The 18,524-nt window shown below is 64.8% G+C and carries 18 protein-coding genes and 1 pseudogene; 7 read left to right on the forward strand and 12 right to left on the reverse strand.

Annotation, left to right across the window (positions count from 1 at the left end; genetic code table 11):
* Positions 1-27: 27 nt before the first annotated feature.
* The 3 genes from G486_RS0112490 (at position 28) to G486_RS0112500 (ending at position 1,964) form a co-directional block, all read left to right on the forward strand.
* Positions 28-360 carry a YbaB/EbfC family nucleoid-associated protein gene (locus G486_RS0112490; RefSeq protein WP_027015846.1) on the forward strand — a complete coding sequence of 111 codons (333 nt, stop codon included), beginning with the start codon at positions 28-30 and terminating at the stop codon, positions 358-360.
* A gap of 359 nt (positions 361-719) precedes the next feature.
* The gene (gene recR / locus G486_RS0112495; protein WP_027015847.1) at positions 720-1,310 is read left to right on the forward strand and encodes a recombination mediator RecR; all 591 of its coding nucleotides are present in this window, start codon (positions 720-722) and stop codon (positions 1,308-1,310) included.
* A gap of 222 nt (positions 1,311-1,532) precedes the next feature.
* Positions 1,533-1,964 carry an MAPEG family protein gene (locus tag G486_RS0112500; protein WP_027015848.1) on the forward strand — a complete coding sequence of 144 codons (432 nt, stop codon included), beginning with the start codon at positions 1,533-1,535 and terminating at the stop codon, positions 1,962-1,964.
* On the opposite strand, the gene G486_RS0112505 is transcribed toward G486_RS0112500, so the two are convergent.
* Both G486_RS0112505 and gloB read right to left on the reverse strand, forming a co-directional pair.
* Entirely contained in the window at positions 1,951-3,483 is a 1,533-nt protein-coding gene (locus tag G486_RS0112505) for a transglycosylase SLT domain-containing protein (RefSeq protein WP_027015849.1), read from the reverse strand. The two genes, G486_RS0112500 and G486_RS0112505, sit on opposite strands and share 14 nt — an antisense overlap.
* On the reverse strand, positions 3,480-4,268 hold the full coding sequence (gloB, locus tag G486_RS0112510; protein WP_027015850.1) for a hydroxyacylglutathione hydrolase: 789 nt from the start codon (positions 4,266-4,268) through the stop codon (positions 3,480-3,482). Before gloB ends, G486_RS0112505 begins: the two co-directional genes overlap by 4 nt.
* Here gloB and G486_RS22220 point away from each other — a divergent pair.
* Positions 4,267-5,127 (forward strand): class I SAM-dependent methyltransferase, encoded by an 861-nt coding sequence (locus tag G486_RS22220; protein ID WP_084455244.1) that lies wholly within the window; start codon positions 4,267-4,269, stop codon positions 5,125-5,127. The genes gloB and G486_RS22220 overlap by 2 nt on opposite strands.
* Here G486_RS22220 and fdhE read toward each other — a convergent pair.
* The 4 genes and pseudogenes from fdhE to fdnG form a co-directional block, all read right to left on the reverse strand.
* A complete protein-coding gene (fdhE, locus tag G486_RS0112520) occupies positions 5,124-6,056 on the reverse strand; it encodes a formate dehydrogenase accessory protein FdhE (RefSeq protein WP_027015851.1) in 933 nt (310 codons plus the stop codon). The genes G486_RS22220 and fdhE overlap by 4 nt on opposite strands.
* A gap of 70 nt (positions 6,057-6,126) precedes the next feature.
* Entirely contained in the window at positions 6,127-6,780 is a 654-nt protein-coding gene (locus G486_RS22225) for a formate dehydrogenase subunit gamma (RefSeq protein WP_245587311.1), read from the reverse strand.
* A gap of 191 nt (positions 6,781-6,971) precedes the next feature.
* Positions 6,972-7,856: pseudogene (gene fdxH, locus G486_RS22230) on the reverse strand (formate dehydrogenase subunit beta); the annotation flags it as partial.
* 56 nt (positions 7,857-7,912) lie between these two features.
* On the reverse strand, positions 7,913-11,029 hold the full coding sequence (gene fdnG, locus G486_RS0112535) for a formate dehydrogenase-N subunit alpha (protein WP_084455250.1): 3,117 nt from the start codon (positions 11,027-11,029) through the stop codon (positions 7,913-7,915).
* A 333-nt stretch (positions 11,030-11,362) separates the two neighbouring features.
* Between fdnG and rnhA the strand changes: the two genes are divergently transcribed.
* Positions 11,363-11,812, forward strand: coding sequence for a ribonuclease HI (gene rnhA, locus G486_RS0112545; RefSeq protein ID WP_027015854.1), 450 nt, complete (start codon positions 11,363-11,365; stop codon positions 11,810-11,812).
* Here rnhA and G486_RS0112550 read toward each other — a convergent pair.
* The 6 genes from G486_RS0112550 to G486_RS0112575 all read right to left on the reverse strand — a co-directional run bounded on the left by G486_RS0112550 (position 11,807) and on the right by G486_RS0112575 (position 17,030).
* Positions 11,807-12,127, reverse strand: coding sequence for a thioredoxin family protein (locus G486_RS0112550; protein ID WP_027015855.1), 321 nt, complete (start codon positions 12,125-12,127; stop codon positions 11,807-11,809). The two genes, rnhA and G486_RS0112550, sit on opposite strands and share 6 nt — an antisense overlap.
* A gap of 10 nt (positions 12,128-12,137) precedes the next feature.
* Positions 12,138-13,505 (reverse strand): molybdopterin molybdotransferase MoeA, encoded by a 1,368-nt coding sequence (moeA, locus tag G486_RS0112555; RefSeq protein ID WP_027015856.1) that lies wholly within the window; start codon positions 13,503-13,505, stop codon positions 12,138-12,140.
* Positions 13,506-13,569: 64 nt separating this feature from the next.
* Positions 13,570-14,268, reverse strand: a complete 699-nt coding sequence (gene mobA, locus G486_RS0112560; RefSeq protein ID WP_027015857.1) for a molybdenum cofactor guanylyltransferase MobA — start codon at positions 14,266-14,268, stop codon at positions 13,570-13,572.
* 21 nt (positions 14,269-14,289) lie between these two features.
* Positions 14,290-15,429, reverse strand: coding sequence for a GTP 3',8-cyclase MoaA (gene moaA, locus G486_RS0112565; protein WP_027015858.1), 1,140 nt, complete (start codon positions 15,427-15,429; stop codon positions 14,290-14,292).
* A 37-nt stretch (positions 15,430-15,466) separates the two neighbouring features.
* The gene (locus tag G486_RS0112570) at positions 15,467-16,021 is read right to left on the reverse strand and encodes a DUF2889 domain-containing protein (protein ID WP_027015859.1); all 555 of its coding nucleotides are present in this window, start codon (positions 16,019-16,021) and stop codon (positions 15,467-15,469) included.
* A gap of 274 nt (positions 16,022-16,295) precedes the next feature.
* A complete protein-coding gene (locus G486_RS0112575) occupies positions 16,296-17,030 on the reverse strand; it encodes a Crp/Fnr family transcriptional regulator (protein ID WP_245587308.1) in 735 nt (244 codons plus the stop codon).
* A 146-nt stretch (positions 17,031-17,176) separates the two neighbouring features.
* On the opposite strand from G486_RS0112575, the gene G486_RS0112580 reads away from it, so the two are divergent.
* On the forward strand, positions 17,177-17,716 hold the full coding sequence (locus tag G486_RS0112580; RefSeq protein WP_027015861.1) for an Mpo1 family 2-hydroxy fatty acid dioxygenase: 540 nt from the start codon (positions 17,177-17,179) through the stop codon (positions 17,714-17,716).
* A gap of 190 nt (positions 17,717-17,906) precedes the next feature.
* The gene (gene ppa / locus G486_RS0112585) at positions 17,907-18,434 is read left to right on the forward strand and encodes an inorganic diphosphatase (protein ID WP_027015862.1); all 528 of its coding nucleotides are present in this window, start codon (positions 17,907-17,909) and stop codon (positions 18,432-18,434) included.
* The last annotated feature ends 90 nt before the right edge of the window (positions 18,435-18,524 follow it).

The following is an 18,524-nucleotide window of genomic DNA, read 5'->3' on the forward strand; positions in this document are numbered from 1 at the left end:
TTCAACTCCCTAGAAAAAGGAATTCTCATGTTCAACAAAGGACAGCTTGCCGGCCTCATGAAGCAGGCCCAGGCCATGCAGGACAACCTCAAGAAGGCTCAGGAAGAGCTGGGCCATGTCGAGGTCGAGGGCGAGTCGGGCGCAGGCCTGGTCAAGGTCGTGATGACCTGCAAGCACGACGTCAAGCGCGTGACCATCGACCCCAGCCTGCTGGCCGAGGACAAGGACATGCTTGAGGACCTGGTGGCCGCTGCCTTCAACGCCGCCGTGCGCAAGGCCGAGGAGACCAGCAACGAGAAGATGGGCAAGCTCACTGCCGGCATGCCGGGGCTGCCGGGCGGGATGAAGTTCCCGTTTTAACGAATAACACCCCCTGAGCGGCTGCGCCGCTTCCCCCTCTCTCGCAAGCGGGAGGGGGACGATGCCCTCGCTGCGGGGCGGCCCTTGCTCGGCATCCCTGGTTTGGTGCGCGTCAGTTTCATGCGCGGCGCATCTTGCCTAGCTCCCTCGCCCCTTTGGGAAGAGGGTTGGGGTGAGGGGCTGCACGCACAGGGCGGAGCTTTCTCTGCTTCAACCTGCAGGCTGCTTGAAGCGCTGCTTATAAAAAGTGAGCTGCTGGCGCCCGCCATGCAAGGGGTTGAGCTATAAAAGACCCTGAAACCAAGGTCTGATGAGCGCTAGATGCTCATTTTTTAAGGCTGTGATGTAAAGGAAGCCCCATGTCGGATGTTCAGTCTCTGGACGCCTTGATCGATGCCCTGCGGCGGCTGCCTGGGGTGGGCATCAAGTCGGCCCAGCGCATGGCCTTTCATCTGCTGCAGCGAGATCTGGACGGCGCGCGCCAGCTCGCGCAGGCCCTGAGCCGGGCCGTGGATTCGGTGCGCCATTGCGAGCGCTGCCATACGTTTACCGAAGCACCGGTCTGCAGCATCTGCGAGGATGAGGGCCGCGATGCGGCGCGCCTGTGCGTGGTCGAGGCGCCTGCAGACCTCGCGGCCATGGAGCGCACGGGTGCCTACCAGGGCTATTACTACGTGCTCATGGGGCGTTTGTCGCCGCTCGATGGCGTGGGGCCCAAGGATCTGGGCCTGAGCCAGTTGCTGGCGCGCGCCTGCGACGGCCGGGTGCAGGAGGTCATTCTGGCCACCAGCTTCACGGCCGAAGGAGAGGCCACCGCGCATGCGATCTCCGAAGCTCTCAAGGCCCGGGGCCTGCATGTGACGCGGCTGGCGCGTGGCGTGCCGATCGGCAGCGAGCTCGAATATGTGGATCTGGGCACGATTGCGCATGCCTTGGTGGACAGGCGGTGAGACCTTGCCCCTGAGCCGCTTTGCGGCTTCCCCCAGAGGGGGACGACAGCCTCGCTGCGGGGCGGCCCTTGCTTGCTGTCTTTGAGCTGGGCTCTGCCAGTTTTATAAGCTGCACGCTTGGTCGGACTTCCTCATTCCTTTGGGGGCGGGGTAAGAGCGTAGAGGACAGCTCCCGACTGCTGGTTGCAAAGTGCCAAGAGTGATTCATGCGTTCAAAAGGAGATGTCCATGGCTTATTCAAGCGGCTACACCCTGGCCCATTGGTGTTTGCTGGTCGTGCTGGTCCTGCCCCTGGTCTGCACCTATATCGCCAAGGCCAAGGGGCTGGGACGCTCGGCGGCCGATGGCGGTTTTGACAACCGCGATCCGCGCGCCTGGCTGGCGCGCCAAGGCGGCTACCAGGCGCGCGCGAATGCGGCCCAGGCCAACAGCCTCGAAGTCTTGCCGTTTTTTGTGGCAGCCCTGTTCGTGGCCTGGCAGCAGGGCGCAGCCCAGGCCTGGGTCAACGGCCTGGCCCTGGCCTTTGTGCTGCTGCGCCTGGCCTATATCGCCTGCTATCTGGCCGACAGGGCCAGCCTGCGCAGCGCAGTCTGGGGGCTGGGCTGGCTGGTGAACCTGGGGCTGTTCTTCTCGGGCTGTCTTAGCGCCGCTTGACCTTGGCCGGCGCGCGCGCCGTGGGCGAGGCCTTGCGGGCGCTGGCGGACGAGGCCGTGGCGACCTTGCGTGCGGCCGGGGCGCTGGCCTGGACCTTGGCCGGTCTGCGTGCCACGGCGACGCTGGGGCGGGTGTTGGCTCGCACTGGCAGATAGGCCACCAGGGACTGGCCGGCGCGCAGCGGCGCATTCGTCTTGAGCCTGTTCCATTCGGCCAGGCTGGAGACGCTGACGCCGTAGCGGCCCGCGACACTGGTCAGGGTGTCGCGCTTGCGTACTTTGACCGTGGTGCGGCGTGTGGTGATTTCGGGTGCCAGCGCGATCTGGCCGTTGTCGGCCACATGGCTGGCCACGTCCGCCTGCACGTTGGCGCCGCGCGGCACCATGAGGGCCGAGCCGGCCTTGATCAGCATGCGCGGCGGAATATTGTTGATGGAGCGCAGGGCGCTCTCGCCCAGGCCCACGCGCTGGGCGGCCTCGGCCACGCTGATGGTCGAGGGCACGGTCCAGACGGTCCAGCTTGCGTACTGGCCTTCGTCATAGGCCTGGAGGTTGCGCCTGAAGACCTTGGCGTTGTCCCAGGGCAGAAGGATCTCGGGCGTGCCCGCTGCAAAGATCACGGGTTTGTGCAGGCCGGGGTTCAGGGCCTTGAAGTCCTTGAGCTCCACGTCGGCGAGCCTGGCGACGAGCTCCACGTCGATGTCGCGGTCCAGTGTCACGGCCTGGAAGTAGGGGTGGTTCTCGATCAGCGGCAGCTCGGTGCTGAAGGCATCGGGGTCGGCCACGATGTTCTTCACGGCCTGCAGCTTGGGCACGTACATGCGCGTCTCGGCCGGCATCTGCAGATCGGTATAGCCCGTGGGCAGTCCCAGCTTCTGGTTGCGCTTGATGGCGCGGCCCACGCTGCCCTCGCCCCAGTTGTAGGCGGCCAGGGCCAGGTGCCAGTCGCCAAACATGCCGTAGAGCTTTTGCAGATAGTCGAGCGCGGCGCGCGTGGAGGCCAGCACGTCGCGCCTGTCATCGCGGAAGGCGTTTTGCTTGAGGTCGAAATACGTGCCCGTGGCCGGCATGAACTGCCACATGCCTGCAGCCTTGGCGCTGGAGACGGCCTGGGGGTTGAAGGCGCTTTCGATGTAAGGCAGCAGGGCCAGCTCCGTGGGCATGCTGCGGCGCTCAAGCTCCTCGACGATGTGGAACAGGTACTTGCTCGAGCGCTCGGTCATGCGCTGTATGTAGTCGGGCCGGGCTGCGTACCACTGCTCGCGGTCGTGCACCAGATCCTGCTCCAGGTCGGGCATCGCAAAGCCACGGCGTATGCGCACCCAGAGATCGCCAGGGGCTTCCATGGAGGCCACGTCGGAGCTGGCGACATTGCCACGGCTCAGTGGGCTCAGCGGCCCCTTGGGATACAGGGGGGTGTTTGAGGCGGCCATGCCGTCATCGAGCCCGGGATTGCCGGTGGTGGCGCAACCTGCAAGCGCCAGCACACCGCTGAGCAGCACAACATGTAGTAATTTCATGTGAATATGTTTTTCCATTCGCGCAGAGCTGCCAGCACACTGGATGGCTCTTGCTGTCTCACTTGTTCGTCGAAGCCGGCCGCTGCACGCGCCACATCGGCATTGCGCGTGCGCAGGAACGGGTTGATGGAAAGCTCGATTGCCATGCTGGACGGCAGTGTAGGCTGGCCAGCGGCCCGCAGTGCCTGGCAATGCTGCAGGTACTGAGTCAACTGCTGGTTGTTTGGTTCCACGGCCTGGGCAAAGCGCAGGTTGGACAAGGTGTATTCATGCGCGCAGCAGACCCGGGTCGATGGCGGCAGGGCCGCCAGGCGGTCCAGAGAGTCCTGCATCTGCGCAGGTGTACCTTCGAACAGACGGCCGCAGCCGCCCGAAAACAAGGTATCGCCACAGAACAGCAAGGGCTGCTCCAAGGCGCTGCTGCTGAAATACGCGACATGGCCGCTGGTATGGCCGGGCACGCTCAACACCTGCCAGGGGCCGCCCAGGGTCTGGATCTCGTCACCGCCTTCCACGCGCACAATGGGCTCGGCCGCCTCGGGCAACTGTTCATGGGCCGGACCCCAGACCCGGGCCGATGTGAGTTCGCGCAACTGGGCCACGCCGCCGACATGATCCGCGTGGTGATGCGTGACTAAAATGCCTTGCAACCGCAGACCCAGCCGGTGCAGCGTGGCCAGTACCGGCTGTGCATCGCCTGGGTCCACGACCAGGGCCTGACCTGCGTCGTCATACAGCATCCAGATGTAGTTGTCGGCAAAGGCGGGAATGGGCAAGAGGTTCATGAGCAGCAAAATTATAGGTAGGCCTGATTCCCAGCTTCACTGGACTCAGACCGCTTTGGGAAGCTATTTGTTGCAATGGGAGCAGCAGCGCTGCGATGAGGCTGTGGCCGACATTTTCGGCTATTACAGCCTGCAGCTGGGTTTGCCCTTGCTGCAAGGCCTGCGCGCCAACCGCATGCCCCATCGCTGGCAGGCTCTGGAGTCCGCGCAGGCCCTGCAGGATTGGGAGCAGGAGAGGGCCCAAAACCCTGCCGCCGCAGATCATGGCCTGACGCCCGTGCTGCTGGCCGACCCCGTGGCCTTGCCGTTTGCCGAAGCCTGTCTGGATCTGCTGGTCCTGCCGCACACTCTGGAGACGAGCTCGGACCCGCATGCCGTGCTGCGCGAGGCCGCGCGCGTTCTGGTGCCTGAAGGGCGGCTGGTGATCTGCGGGCTTAACCCCATGAGTCTTCTGGGTCTGCAGCGCCGGCTGGAGCGCGGCAACAGCTATCTGCCTGGCCTGGGCTGGGGGCCAGGCTATGGGCGGCTGCGGGATTGGCTGAGGCTGCTGGCTTTCGAGATCGAAGCCGTGCAGTTCGGCGGCTATGTGCCTGCGGTGCAAAGCGCGCGCTGGCTGCGGCGCTGGCAAGTCATGGACCGCGTGGGCCCCGTGGGCTGGCCCGTGCTGGGTGGGGTTTACTGCGTGGTGGCCGTCAAGCGCGTGGTCGGCATGCGCTTGCTCGGGCCTTCGTGGAAGGCGCGCAGCGCCATGGTCGGCGCACCCGTGGCCGCCAGAAGACAGCCCGCAGACGCCGCGGCCAGCGTCGTGGGCCCGGGGCCGGACAGAAAAACCGATCAGGGTGGTGGCTGGGAAATCTAATATCCGAGCAAATAGGGATTGAACCCCGCGCGCCGGTACGGGGTTTCGCTGCGCATCAGCAGGTCCAGGCCCAGGCTGCCCACATCGTCGGCCACGGGCTCCAGGCTGGGGTTGCGCACCTGGTAGAGCAGTTTGCTCCAGTGGCCGCATTCCTTGCAGACCTCGGCCTTGACTGTGGCGTCGTCGGTGCCGGCGCTGCGGTAGCTGATGCCCTTGGTGGAGCCGCAGCACAGGCATTTGATGCGCACCTCGTTCCACTGCGTGGCGCAGCAGCTGCAGCTGGCATAGCGCACGTTCTCGATGTCGCGCAGGCCGATGACGGAGGAGGTCACGGGCAGACCGCCGCAGGCCGGGCACACGCCGGTGGCCACGGGCTGCAGGGCCTCGGCGGGCAGGCTGGTGGCCAGGCGCGCCAGGTGCACCTGCACCACCGCTGCGGCGAACAGGTGGAGGGCGATTGCGTCTTGGGGAATGGCCTCGCCAGGTACATCACTCAGCACATTGGCCAGCAGCCAGCGCACATCATCGGCTTCGGCGCTGCGCAAGGCATCCAGTGCCTGGCGTGCCGGGACGGGCATGGCGATGTGGGTGGCAGCCTCGCACAGCGCGCGCAGGCAGGCATGCAGCTGGCTGTCGTCGGCCAGGGCTGCGCGGTCTATGGGGGGCAGGCCGGCCTGGCTGGCTTGCTGCAGGCGTTCGCTGCTGATGGGGTGGGGCGCCGGCAGCTCCTGCGCCAGTCTGGCTTGCAGCGCGGCCAGATCGGCCAGAAAGTCCAGATAGGGCGCCAGCTCGCTGCTTTGGGCCAGAAAGCGCAGGCGGCTGGCGCGGGTGTCAAAGCACTGGGCCGGCGGCTGCTGCAGCGTGAACGGGGTTTTGGCAATGCCCCCGGTGATAAAGGACGGATCGGGTTGGATAGAGCTGTCAGCCATGGGGGAGGCCGGCAGGCCGGCGCTGAAAATCGTGGGAGAGGGGGCATGCGCGCGCGACGCATGCCGGGGCTCACTTGGGTGAGGACTTGTGGGTGGGTGGTGGCGCCGCCGCATGCGGGCGCTTGGCCAGCTCGCGCAACCACTTGCGGTGGTGGCGGAAGGCCCAGCCACCGGTCACGGTGCCGCGCGTCATCGCCGGTATGGTGCCCCGCGTCCAGATGGCGGCATACACATGGGCCACAAAGATGAAAAAGCAACCCAGGGCTGCTGCAGCATGCACGACCACGGCAATGCGTCGCAGCGGAATGGGCATCAGAAACGGGAAATACTGTTCCCAGATCATGATGCCGGTGACGATGAGCAGCAGGATCAGCCCGCTCATGCCCCAGAACACGCCTTTTTGCCCGGCGTTGTACTTGCCCAGCTCGGGCAGGTTTTCTTCCTTGCCCTGCAGCACATCACCAATCTGCATGCTCCATTGCAGGTCTTCGCGGCGTGGCAGGTTGAGGTGCCACATCTGCAAAAACAGGCCCAGAAAGCTGAAGAACAGCAGCACGCCGATCCAGGGGTGGATCCAGCGTGTCATCTGCCCGCCGCCAAACAGCTTGGAGAGCCAGAACAGCGAGGGGTGGAAGAACGCCGCGCCGGTCAGCAGCAGGGCAATCATGCAGGCCGCCGTGATCCAGTGGTTGAAGCGGGTGATGCCGCGATAGCGCACCACCATCACCGGCTTGCGGCTGGCCAGCTCATCGCCCTTGGCGGAGTAGACGCGCTGGCTGGCAGCGTTGTTTGCTTGGTCGGTCATCATTGCTCCTTGCCGTGCGCGGCGCCGGGCGCCTGTTCAGGGCCATGGCTGTGGTTATGCCCATGTCCATGGGGATAGCCGTCGCCGCCCTGGTCGATATCGTCCACCAGCTCTTGCGCCTCTTCTTCCTCGTGCGGGGTCACGGCATTGGGCTTGGCAAAAATGCCGTGCAGCACCGCACCCACCGTGGCCAGGCCAGCGGCGATCAGGCCCAGCTTCTTCGCCGAGCCCTTCCACAGCGTCACCGTGGGCGAGATCTTGGGGTCGTCCGGCAGGCCGGCATACAGCGAAGGCTTGTCGCGGTGGTGCAGCACATACATCACATGGGTGCCGCCCACGCCCTGCGGGTCGTAGAGGCCGGCGTTGTCGTAGCCGCGCTCCTTCAGGTCTTCCACGCGCTCGGCGGCCAGGGCCTTCATGTCCTCCTTGGTGCCAAAGCTGATGCACTGCGTGGGGCAGGCCTTGGCACAGGCCGGGCCCTGGCCCATGGCCACGCGGTCCGAGCACAGCGTGCACTTCTTGGACACATTGGCCGTCTTGTGAATGCGCGGCACATTGAAGGGGCAGCCCTTGACGCAGTAGCCGCAGCCAATGCAGTTGTCGGAGATGAAGTCCACGATGCCGTTGGAGTACTGCACGATGGCGCCCGGCGAGGGGCAGGACTTCAGACAGCCCGGCTCCTCGCAGTGCATGCAGCCGTCCTTGCGGATCAGCCATTCCAGCTCCCCGGTGCCGGGGTTCTGGTATTCGGTGAAGCGCATCAGCGTGAACATGTCCGGCGTCAGATCATGTGGGTTCTCATAGATGCCCACGTTCTCTTCCATGGTCGGGTGGGTGTCATTCCACTCGATGCAGGCCGACTGGCAGGCTTTGCAGCCTATGCACTTGGACACGTCGATCAGCTTGGCCACCTTGGTCAGCTGGCGCTCGGGCGTGGGGACATGGTCCGTGGCCGAGATCTTGATCACGTCTGTGGGCAGCAGATTCGACGCCATGGGCTGCACCGGAGGGTTGGCGGCCGCGGTGCGCGGCTGTTGGGCCTGGGGGTAACTCATGATGTCAGCCTCTTGATGTCTTCGGAGCTGGCCGGCTCGATGTTGACGAGAAAGGCCTTGGACTCGGGCGTGTCGATATTCGCCTCACCGGCAAACACCGTCAGGCTGTTGGCGCCAAAGCCCTTGCGGGCCGCGCCCTTGAAGCCCCAGTGGATGGGGATGCCGATCACGTGCACTTCCTTGCCGTCGCAAATCAGCGGGCGTATGCGCTTGGTGACCACGGCCTTGGCCCAGACCTCGCCGCGCTTGTTCCACACGCGCACGCGCCCACCCTTGGTGATGCCACGCAGCGCCGCCAGCTCTTCGCTGATTTCGACAAAGAAATCGGGCTGCAGCACGGCGTTGACCTTGTTGTGCTTGGTCCAGGTGTGGAAGTGCTCGGTCAGGCGGTACGAGGTGCCCACAAAGGGGAACTCTTCGCTGGTGCCCAGCTGCTCCAGGTCGGCCTGGAAGATACGGCCCACAGGGTTGCCGCGCATCTTCTTGTTGAAGGGGTTCTCCACCGGGCTTTCCCAGGGCTCCATGTGCGTGGGGAAGGGGCCGTCGCGCAGCATCTTGCGCACGAACAGCCGGGCCGTGCCCTCCTGCGTCATGATGAAGGGGCGTACCACCTCGGGCTGGGCCGTGGGCGAGAAGTCCGGCACGTCATAGCCTTCCCAGCGCTGCTGGTCCACATTCCACTCCAGCAGCTTGCGCTTGGCATCCCAGGGCTTGCCCTGGAGGTCGGCGCTGGCGCGGTTGTAAAGAATGCGGCGGTTGGCCGGCCAGGCCCAGGTCCAGTTCAGATAGGTGCCTATGCCACCTTCGTCGTGGTTGTTGCGGCGGGCCATCATATTGCCCTGCTCGGTCCAGGAGCCGGCATAAATCCAGCAGCCGGACATGGTGGAGCCATCGGCGCGCAGCTCGCTAAAGGCCGCGTGCTGCTCGCCGGCCTTGCGCACCAGCTTGCTCGGGTCATTCAGGTCATACACGTCTTTGAGCGCCCGGCCATTCATTTCCTTGGCCAGCTCTTCGGGCTCGGGGTCGTTGGGCTTGTGGTAGTCCCAGCTCAGATTGAAGATGGGCTCGGGGCAGACGCCGCCTTCCTTGCGGTAGAGCTCACGCACGCGCAGGAAGATCTCGGCCATGATCCAGGTGTCGTGCTTGGCATTGCCCGGCGGGTTGGCACCGGTCCAGTGCCACTGCAGCCAGCGGCCGGAGTTGACCGTGGCGCCTTCGTCTTCGGCAAAGCAGGTGGAGGGCAGCTCCAGCACCTCGGTCATGATCTCGGCCGGGTTCACATCGTTGTAGACACCGTGGTTTTGCCAGAACGCAGCGGTCTCGGTCTCCAGCGGGTCGATGGACACCAGCAGCTTGAGCTTGGACAGCGCCCGCGTCAGCTTGGCCCGGTTGGGGAAGGACATCAGCGGGTTGAAGCCCTGGCAGAAGTACAGATTGACCTTGCCCTCTTCCATCATGGTGAAGGTGCGCAGGATGTCGTAGTAGGGCACATCCAGCTTGGGCAGCCAGTCGTAGCCAAAACCATTCTCTGCCGTGGCCTTGTCACCCCACATGGACTTCAAAAAGCTCACCATGAACTTGTCGGTGTGCTGCCAGTAGCTGGTCTGGCCCGGGAACATGGGCTTGTTGGTCTTGGTGGCCAGGTAGGCCGCCAGCGAAGTCTCGCGCTCGTTGGGCAGGCCCATATAGCCGGGCAGCATGTGCGAGAGCAGACCCAGGTCCGTCAGGCCCTGGATGTTGGCATGGCCGCGCAGCGCGTTCACCCCGCCACCGGGCAGGCCGATATTGCCCAGCATCAGCTGCAGCATGGCCATGCCGCGGATGTTTTGCGCACCCTTGGAATGCTGGGTCCAGCCCAGGGCGTAGCAGGAGGTCATGACCTTGTCGGTGGCCGCCGTCTCGCCGATCATTTCGCAGATCTTGAGAAAGCGGTCCTTGGGCGTGCCGCAGATGTTTTCCACAAACTCCGGCGTGTACACCTCCACATGCTCCCGCAGCAGATTCCACACGCAGCGCGGGTGTTGCAGCGTGGGGTCGGTCAGCGGCTGGCCATTGGCGTCGTACTGGTAGTCCCACTCGCTCTGGTCGTAGGCGCGCTGGTCCTCGTCATAGCCGTTGAACAGGCCATCCTTCCAGCCAAAGCCGTCGCGCACCAGGTAGCTGGCGTTGGTGTAGTGCTTGAGGTATTCCCACTGCACCTTGTCGTTGGCCATGCAGTAACGGATCACCCCCATCAGAAAGGAGATGTCCGAGCCCGGCCGGATGGGGGCGTAGTAATCCGCAACCGATGCCGTGCGGTTGAAGCGGGGGTCCACAACGATGAGCTTGGCCTTGTTGTGGTGTTTGGCCTCGGTCACCCATTTGAAGCCGCAGGGGTGGGCTTCGGCGGCATTGCCACCCATGACGACGACGAGGTCGGTGTTCTTGATATCGGTCCAGGCGTTGGTCATTGCGCCACGGCCAAAAGTCGGAGCCAGACTGGCTACCGTAGGGCCGTGTCAGACGCGTGCCTGATTGTCGAAGGGCAGAACGCCGAGGGCACGCACCGTTTTGTAGGTGATCCAGCCGGTTTCGTTGGTGCCGCCCGAGGCGGCCAGAAAACCCATGCTGGTCCAGCGGTTCACGGTGGTGCCGGCTTCGTTCTTCTCGACAAAGTTGGCGTCGCGGTCGTCCTTGATGTGGCGTGCAACCTTGTCGAGGGCGAAGTCCCAGCTGACATCTTCCCAATGGTCTGCACCCGGTGCGCGGTAGCGCGGCACCTTGGTGCGGGTGTCGGAGTTGACGAAGTCCTTGATGGCCGCACCCTTGGGGCACAGCGTGCCCTTGTTGGTGGGGTGGTCGGCATCGCCTTCGATGTGGATGATTCTGGCCTTTTCGCCTGCGTAGAAATCACCCTTGGAATACATGATGATGCCGCAGGCCACCGAGCAATAGGTGCAGATGTTGCGGGTCTCGGTGGTCGTGGCCAGCTTGAACTGGCGCACATGGGCAGCTACATGGGCTTCGGCCTCGCCGAAGCCCATGGCCGCCATCGATGTGGTAGCCACGCCTGCGCCGGCCAGCTTCAGAAAGCCGCGCCGGGAAAGTTGGGAGTGAATGGGTTGTTCTTGCATTGTTGGGAGCGAAGCCCCGACCATTGACCGAATGCAAGATCTCTGTGCTCTTGCCAGAAACGTTGACCAAGGTCGATTGGGCCTGGGGCACGAGCAAGGTGTTGAACTGAAGAAGGCTTGCTTGTTGTCAATGTATTTTATTGTATATAGCGATAGGCTTAGTCTTGGGGGAGATATGCCCTGGGCTTTCTCATGGGCCCGGCTGGTGTCGCGATGCTGGTGCGCGAACACGCCGCGTTGCGTCGGTGGATGAATTTGCCGTCAGGGGACGCTGGAGACTCCGTGGCCCGTGTCATGATCGGGCAGGCATTTTCAACGCATCAGGAATATCTTTTGAACCAAGTAGTGATCTACACCGATGGCGCCTGCAAGGGCAATCCAGGGCCTGGCGGCTGGGGCGTCGTGCTGCAGGCCGGCAACGCCGAAAAGGAGTTGTTCGGCGGCGAGCTGGACACCACCAACAACCGTATGGAGCTCATGGCCGTGATCGAGGCCTTGTCGGCCTTGAAGCGGCCCTGCGATGTACTGCTGTACCTGGACAGTCAATATGTGCGCAAGGGTATTACGGAGTGGATTCACGGCTGGAAGGCCAAGGGCTGGAAGACGGCCTCCAAGGAGCCTGTGAAGAATGTCGAGCTCTGGCAGCGTCTGGATGCCCTGGTCCAGGGAAGCGGCCACCGCATAGACTGGCGCTGGGTCAAGGGCCATGCGGGCGACCCGGGCAACGAGCGCGCCGATGCGCTGGCCAACAAGGGTGTGGATCTGGCCCTGGGCCGCTTATAGAGAATCCAGGGCCTGCGTGATCTGCTGCAGGCTTTCGGGCCGCACCAGGCGCGTGATTTCCTGGCCGTCGCGCAAGAACACCAGCGTGGGCCAGAGCTTGACGCCGTAGATGCGTCCCAGGCGCTTGCCGGGCCCGTCCTCTATCTTGAGGTGCGTGATGGCGGCTGTCTGCTCCAGCGCGGCCTGCAGCAGCGGCTGGGCGCGCTGGCAATGCCCGCACCAGGGCGTGCCGAACTCCAAAAGCACAGCGCCTTGCAGGGCCTGTATGGCCTCGTGTGCAGGAGGGGTGGGCAAGTGCTGGGCCTGGTAGGTCATGGCATGACTTTCAGATGGCGCCGTCGAGCAGCAGCACGTTCACGGTCTCACCGGCCAGCACCTGGCCGCGTTCCGGCTCCAGCACGACCAGGCAGTTGGCCTGAACCAGGGAGCTCAGCAAGGCCGAGCCCTGGGCCCCGGTGCTGCGCACCCGGGCGCGGCCATCCGGGCCCATGGCCAAAATGCCGCGCTGGTATTCGCTGCGGCCGGGGCGCTTGTGAAAGTCCTGGGCTGCAATGGCCTGGGCCAGCGGCAGGGGCGCAGATGTGTCTCCCATGAGCTGCAGCAGGGCCGGGCGCACGAACAGCGCAAAGCTGATCATGGCGGCCACGGGATTGCCGGGCAGGCCCAGCAAGACCGTGGGTCTGGGCGTCTGGGTGCTCTGCTTTTCGGAGCTGCCGACGTTGATGTCGATTGCGCTTGTGCCCGATTTGGGTGCAAAGGCCGAGCTCAGGCCCGGCTGCAGCAGGCCAGCGGCCAGTGGCTTGCCCGGACGCATGGCCAGGCGCCAGAACTGCACATGGCCCAGGCGTTGCAGCATGGCGCGTGTATGGTCGGCCTCGCCCGCGCTGATGCCGCCGCTGGTCAGCACCACATCGGCGAGGGCTGCGGCTTCGCGCAAGCGCGTCTCCAGGGCCTGTGGTTCGTCGGGCACCTGGCCCAGGTCGAGGACTTGCACGCCCAGGCGCTTGAGCAGGCCTTGCAGGCTGAAGCTGTTGCTGTCGTAGATGGCGCCTTCACGCGCAGCCATGCCGGGGGCGAGGATTTCATCGCCCGTGGAGAAATACGCCACGCGCAGGCGCCTGCGCACTTCGACCTGACTCAGCCCCAGGCTGGCGAGCAGGCCCAGCGCTGCAGGGTGCAGCTTTTGTCCTTTGGGCAGAGCCAGGTTGCCCCGGCCCAGATCTTCGCCGCACAGGCGGCGGTTGGCGCCCGCCCGCAGGCTGTCTGCGGGAATGCGGATGCGCTGCTCGTCCAGGGCCTGGGTGAGTTCGTGCGGGACAACCGTATCCAGCCCCGCAGGCAGCACGGCGCCGGTCATGATCTTCAGGCACTGGCCGGGTCCTATCTCTCCGCTCCATGGGACACCGGCCAGGGCGCGGCCCACGACTTGCAGCACCAGGGGCTGGCCTGGCTGCAACTGGGCTCCGTTGAGGGCGTAGCCGTCCATGGCGGCGTTGTCGTGCGGGGGGACGTCCACAGGCGAGGTCAGGTCCTCGGCCAGCACACGGTCCAGGGCCTCGGCCAGTGGAAGCATCTCGGTCTCGCAGATGGGGCCGAGCGGGGTCAACAGGCTGGCCAGTTGGGCCTGGGCCTGTTCGACGCTGAGGTTTTGTGGCTCGGCCATGGCCGATGCAGGTTGAAAAATAGCAGTCATCGCAAGCAAATCCTGTGAAGCGGCACAGAGCCGCCGTCTGATTGCGCCTGGGCGCCGAGTGGGGTCAGAGCGCCCGGGCCTGCTCCAGGGCCTTGAGCTCCTGCAGCGTGTTGGCATTGGCGAAGGCGAGAGGGCTGTCGCTGGCGAGGTCGAAGGTGGCCGCCGCATGGCGGTGCTGGGCCGTCCAGGCATCGATCTTGCGCCCGCCCGAGCGTACAAAGAGGGAAAGACTATCACGCAGACCGCGATGCAGCAGGCAAAACACAGGCTGAGCCCGCAGACGGGCTTGATCCTGCTCAAACTGGCGTTCCAGCCCATGGGCAATCACGACCTCGGCCATGGGCTCGGCGGCAATAGCGGCCCGGGCCAGGCGCTCCACCAGGTCCAGAGGGAACAGGGGGGTGTCGCAAGGCACGCAGACCAGCCAGGGCGTGCGGCAGTGTTCGAGCCCGCTCAGAAAGCCGGCCAGTGGGCCCGGGTAGTCGGGCTCGGCATCGGGCCAGACTTGTGCTTCGTGGGCCGCACCCAGGCGCGCATAGTCGTCCGGATTGCGGTTGGCATTGATCATGAGGCTGCCGACCTGGGGCGCCAGGCGCTGCAGTGCATGCAAGGCCAGGGGCTGGCCGCAGAAGTCCTGCAGGCCCTTGTCCACACCGCCCATGCGCATGCCGCGTCCGCCGGCAAGAATGCAGCCGGTGATGAGGTCACGCCGGGGAGGGGGCAGGGCAGTGGACAGGGAATGGGGGCTGTGGCTGGCACTCATGCAGTCTTGCTCTGGGCGGTTTCAGCCGCCGATATAGCTCATCTCTATGCGGCGGCGTGCGCTGCTGTCCGGGCTGGGTGGCAGGCTGGCGCGCAGTTCCGAGTAGCGGTCATGGCGCTGCCGCCAGATGCGTGCCACGGCAGCGGCGACCTCTTCATCGTTGGCGCCGCTGCGCAGCAGGCTGCGCAAGTCCCAGCCCTCGGTGGCGAACAGGCACAGGTAGAGCCGTCCCTCCATCGAGAGGCGCGCACGGTTGCAGTCGCGGCAAAAGGCCTGGGTGACGCTGCTGATGACGCCGATCTCTCCGAGGCCCGGGTCATGCCGGCCCTGGGCATCGGCATAGCCCCAGCGCCGGGCAGTCTCACCGGCCGTTGTCGGGGCCAGCGGCAGCAAGGGCAGTTCGGCGCGCAGCCGCTCGATGAGCTCGTGCGAGGGCAGGACTTCGTCCATGCGCCAGCCGTTGGTGACGCCCACATCCATGTATTCGATGAAGCGCAGCGTCACGCCCGTGCCGCGAAAGTGGCGTGCCATGGGCAGCACCTGGTCTTCGTTGGTGCCGCGCTTGACCACCATGTTGACCTTGATGTGGCTCAGGCCGGCGGCCTGCGCCGCCTCTATGCCGGCCAGCACTTCGGCGACCGGAAAGTCCACATCGTTCATGCTGCGAAACACCGCATCGTCGAGTCCGTCGAGGCTGATGGTCGCGCGCTTCAGCCCCGCGGCCTTGAGCGCGGTGGCCTTGCGCGCGAGCAGCGAGCCATTCGTGGTCAGCGTCAGGTCCAGTGGCTGTCCCTCGGGCGTGCGCAGCTCGGCCAACTGGGCCACGAGGTTTTCCACGTTCTTGCGCAGCAGGGGTTCGCCCCCGGTGAGGCGGATCTTGCGCACCCCATGGCGCACAAACAGCCGGGCCGTGCGCGTGATCTCCTCGAAGCTCAGCAGGTCGCTGTGCGGCAGGTAGCGGTAGTTCTTGTCAAAGACTTCCTTGGGCATGCAATAGCTGCAGCGGAAGTTGCAGCGATCGGTGACGCTGATGCGCAGATCGCGCAGCGGCCGTCCCAGCCCGTCGAGCAGTTCGCCGCTGGGCGCCGATGTGCTTGCGGGCACGACGGCGGTGCGCACTGCCATGCGCTCATCGACCAGGGGAATCACTCTTTCTGCCATGGCCAGATTTTGCCCCAAGGGCAATGCCCCCGGGTCCTCAGGCTTTGACGGTCTCAGGCTGCCAGTTGACGAACTGAGGGTAGTAGAGCGCAACGCCGGGGCCGTTGAAGTCCCAGCCCAGGCACTGGCCGAGGTGGCGCGGAGGGCGGGTTTCGTCAGCGTCGGAAAAGACGCCGGGAATGGACTGGAAGCCGGCCGTGGCCATGTTGAACAGCAGCTCGCGCAGGTGCGTGCAGCTGGCGACGCCGCCCAGGTGCTCGGCAATGGACTTGCGCCAGCCGCGGGCCATGGAGCAGCCGACCATCTTTTGCAGGGCCCGTGCCGCTTCGGGGCAGTGGCCCAGGGGGTGGGCATCCATGGCCACCTCCATGGCCTGGACCACAAGCTGCGTGTTCACGGTGGCGCGGATCCACATGTGGTGTATGGACGAACCCGCGGCAACCTTGCGGTGGCCGCTGAGTTCGATGTCATGGTCTTTGCTGTCGCGCAGCTCGCCTTCGATGTCCCATAGTCCGTCGGCGCGTAAATAGCTTCGGTAGCGCACGTCGCGCAAGTGCTGCAGGACTCGGTCTGAAGCGGGAGGCAAGGGCATGGGGCAGGCTTTCTTTTTGGTTTTGATCGTATCGGGTGTCGGGGTCCCGGGGGTGGATTTTCGAGCATCCTTCTCCAGGGTGCTGGGCGCAGAGCGACGTCCACGCAGGTGATCCGGGATTTTCTTAGGATGAGGGCGGGCAGGCGTGAATGCTGCCGGGATTGAGCGGACTTGACCCGAGACAATGCTCGGGTCCGATTGTGAGGGGCGCTGATCGCTTGTCCAGCGCAGCTTGTCACCTAGGTGGCGCCCGGTGCAGGCATGGCGCTGGAAATCAATCTCCGGCCAGGCGCAAGCCCTGGAGGTCCAGGATCTCCAGCTTGGCGCGGCGCAGCCGTATCAGCCGGCTTTGCTGCAGCGTCTGCAGTATCTGGTTCGTGGTCTGGCGCGAGAGGCCCAGCATGCGCGCCAACTGCTCCTGCGAGACCTGCAGCTCGCGGCGCGAGTGCAGAGGCTGCTCTGCCTCATAAGGCTCATACCACTGCTCCAGCCCCTGGGCCATGCGCACCAGACGCCGTATCAGGCGCTGGGGAGCGGGCAGCAGCAATTGCTCCTCAAAGCTTGCCATGCAGGCCCGCAGCTTGTCGGTCAGCAGCAAAGCCATGTTCTGCCAGTGCGCAGGATGCTGCTGCAGCCAGGCCAGCAAGGGCGCCTGGGGTATGTGCAGCAGGGTGCAGGCCGTGACGGCCTGTACGTCATGGCTGCGCGTCGTGCCGTCGAACAGGCCGACCTCGCCCAGCCACATGGGTGCATCGGCAAGACTTAGCAAGGCCGTGCGGGTCTGTCCGCCCTGGGCCAGGGTGCCGGAGATGCACAAGGTGCCGCGTGCGACCGCATAGAGCCCGCAAGTCGGATCGCCACGTCTGAACAGCCATTCGGCGGCAGCCAGCTGCCGAGGCCTGGCCAGAGCCTTGAGCTGTTCGCCCAGATCTTGCGGCAGCTCGCGCAGCCAGCGGCCGGCCTGCAGCCCGCTCCACAGATGGTCGAGGTCGGCAGGCCAGGATCTCAAGCGGTGTGATGTCTGGGGACGATCTGCTTTTACGGGCTTAAGGGGTAAATCCTGAGGGTTGAGTGAAGCTTGTGTCGGTTGCATGACAGACATAAAGGGTTGGCAGCTTCAGCATGTTTGTGCAACTTTTCCCCGAGGTGCAGAGGATGAAAACCCTTGTTGATCAACTTGCGCAATACGCTCACTACCATCGCGATCCGCGCAATATCGCCACCCACTATGTGGGTGTGCCCATGATCATGTGGGCCGTGCTGATCCTGCTCTCGCGCGCCTACTGGCTGCCCGGCTGGGGCGCGCCGTGGGCGGCGCTGCCGCTGAGTGCGGCCTTGCTGCTGGCGCTGGTGGCGGGCATTTATTACCTGATGCTGGATCTGCGTTACGGGTTGTGCATGGCGCTGGTGCTGGCGGCCATGCTGGCCCTGGCATGGCCTCTGGCCCAACTGCCCGTGGGGATCTGGCTGGCCTGGGGCCTGGGCGTTTTCGTGCTGGGCTGGGTGATCCAGTTCGTCGGTCATTACTACGAGGGCCGCAAGCCCGCGTTCTTCGACGATGTCGTGGGGCTTGCCATCGGGCCCTTGTTCGTGCTGGCCGAAATCGGTTTTGCGCTGGGCTTCAGAAAGCCGCTGCAGCAGGCCGTGCAGCGCCAGGCAGGGCCGGTGCGCCGGCGCCAGCGCGCACATGCCTGAGCCAGGTCGCTGGCTGTAAACACGTTCTCAGGCCTGGTGGCCGTCGGGCCGCGCGTGTCGGCACCGGGCTTTGCGCCCGGATCGAAGGGCCGAAATCGGCCGTGTCAAACCTGTGTCAGGCCCAGCGCCTAAAATCACGGCCGAATCCCCCGGTTACGGGGCTTTTTTGTTTCAACAGCTTTATCCCATCATGTCCTTCGACAAAGTCACCCCGGGCAAGAACGCTCCTGAAAATTTCAACGTGGTCATCGAGATCTCGGCCAACTCCGACCCCATCAAGTACGAGGTGGACAAGGAAAGCGGTGCCGTTTTTGTGGACCGCTTCATGGCCACGGCCATGCACTACCCCGCGAACTACGGCTATGTGCCCCAGACCCTGTCCGGCGACGGTGACCCGGTGGACGTGCTGGTGCTGACGCCTTTCCCTCTGCCTCCGGGCGTGGTCGTGGCCTGCCGCCCCATCGGCATTCTGCAGATGGAAGATGAGTCCGGCGTCGACGGCAAGGTGCTGGCCGTGCCCACGCAAAAGCTGCTGCCCGCCTACGACAAGATCAATACCCTGGAAGACATCCACGAGATCACGCTCAAGCAGATCTCGCATTTCTTCGAGCACTACAAGGACCTGGAAAAGGGCAAGTGGGTCAAGGTGCTGGGCTGGAAGGGTGTGGATGAGGCCAAGAAGGAAGTGGTGGACGGCATCGCCAACTACAAGGGCTGAAGCCAGCCCTCTGCCAGCTCCCGCGAGCCGCCTGCGACGCCCTTGTCTCCCCGGGCGGCGAGATGGTCTTGGTGCGGTGGCTCGCAGAGC

The organism is Comamonas composti DSM 21721, from assembly GCF_000429845.1.
GTDB classification, from domain to species: Bacteria; Pseudomonadota; Gammaproteobacteria; order Burkholderiales; family Burkholderiaceae_C; genus Comamonas; species Comamonas composti.

What these genes read in the sequence shown, in the direction of transcription:
- G486_RS0112490 (WP_027015846.1), top strand. Translation starts at nt 28, where the DNA reads ATGTTCAACAAAGGACAGCTTGCCGGCCTCATGAAGCAGGCCCAGGCC.
- recR (WP_027015847.1), top strand. Translation starts at nt 720, where the DNA reads ATGTCGGATGTTCAGTCTCTGGACGCCTTGATCGATGCCCTGCGGCGG.
- G486_RS0112500 (WP_027015848.1), top strand. Translation starts at nt 1,533, where the DNA reads ATGTCCATGGCTTATTCAAGCGGCTACACCCTGGCCCATTGGTGTTTG.
- G486_RS0112505 (WP_027015849.1), bottom strand. Translation starts at nt 3,483, where the DNA reads ATGAAATTACTACATGTTGTGCTGCTCAGCGGTGTGCTGGCGCTTGCA.
- G486_RS22220 (WP_084455244.1), top strand. Translation starts at nt 4,267, where the DNA reads ATGAGCAGCAAAATTATAGGTAGGCCTGATTCCCAGCTTCACTGGACT.
- gloB (WP_027015850.1), bottom strand. Translation starts at nt 4,268, where the DNA reads ATGAACCTCTTGCCCATTCCCGCCTTTGCCGACAACTACATCTGGATG.
- fdhE (WP_027015851.1), bottom strand. Translation starts at nt 6,056, where the DNA reads ATGGCTGACAGCTCTATCCAACCCGATCCGTCCTTTATCACCGGGGGC.
- G486_RS22225 (WP_245587311.1), bottom strand. Translation starts at nt 6,780, where the DNA reads ATGGTGGTGCGCTATCGCGGCATCACCCGCTTCAACCACTGGATCACG.
- G486_RS0112550 (WP_027015855.1), bottom strand. Translation starts at nt 12,127, where the DNA reads ATGACCTACCAGGCCCAGCACTTGCCCACCCCTCCTGCACACGAGGCC.
- moeA (WP_027015856.1), bottom strand. Translation starts at nt 13,505, where the DNA reads ATGACTGCTATTTTTCAACCTGCATCGGCCATGGCCGAGCCACAAAAC.
- mobA (WP_027015857.1), bottom strand. Translation starts at nt 14,268, where the DNA reads ATGAGTGCCAGCCACAGCCCCCATTCCCTGTCCACTGCCCTGCCCCCT.
- moaA (WP_027015858.1), bottom strand. Translation starts at nt 15,429, where the DNA reads ATGGCAGAAAGAGTGATTCCCCTGGTCGATGAGCGCATGGCAGTGCGC.
- G486_RS0112570 (WP_027015859.1), bottom strand. Translation starts at nt 16,021, where the DNA reads ATGCCCTTGCCTCCCGCTTCAGACCGAGTCCTGCAGCACTTGCGCGAC.
- G486_RS0112580 (WP_027015861.1), top strand. Translation starts at nt 17,177, where the DNA reads ATGAAAACCCTTGTTGATCAACTTGCGCAATACGCTCACTACCATCGC.
- ppa (WP_027015862.1), top strand. Translation starts at nt 17,907, where the DNA reads ATGTCCTTCGACAAAGTCACCCCGGGCAAGAACGCTCCTGAAAATTTC.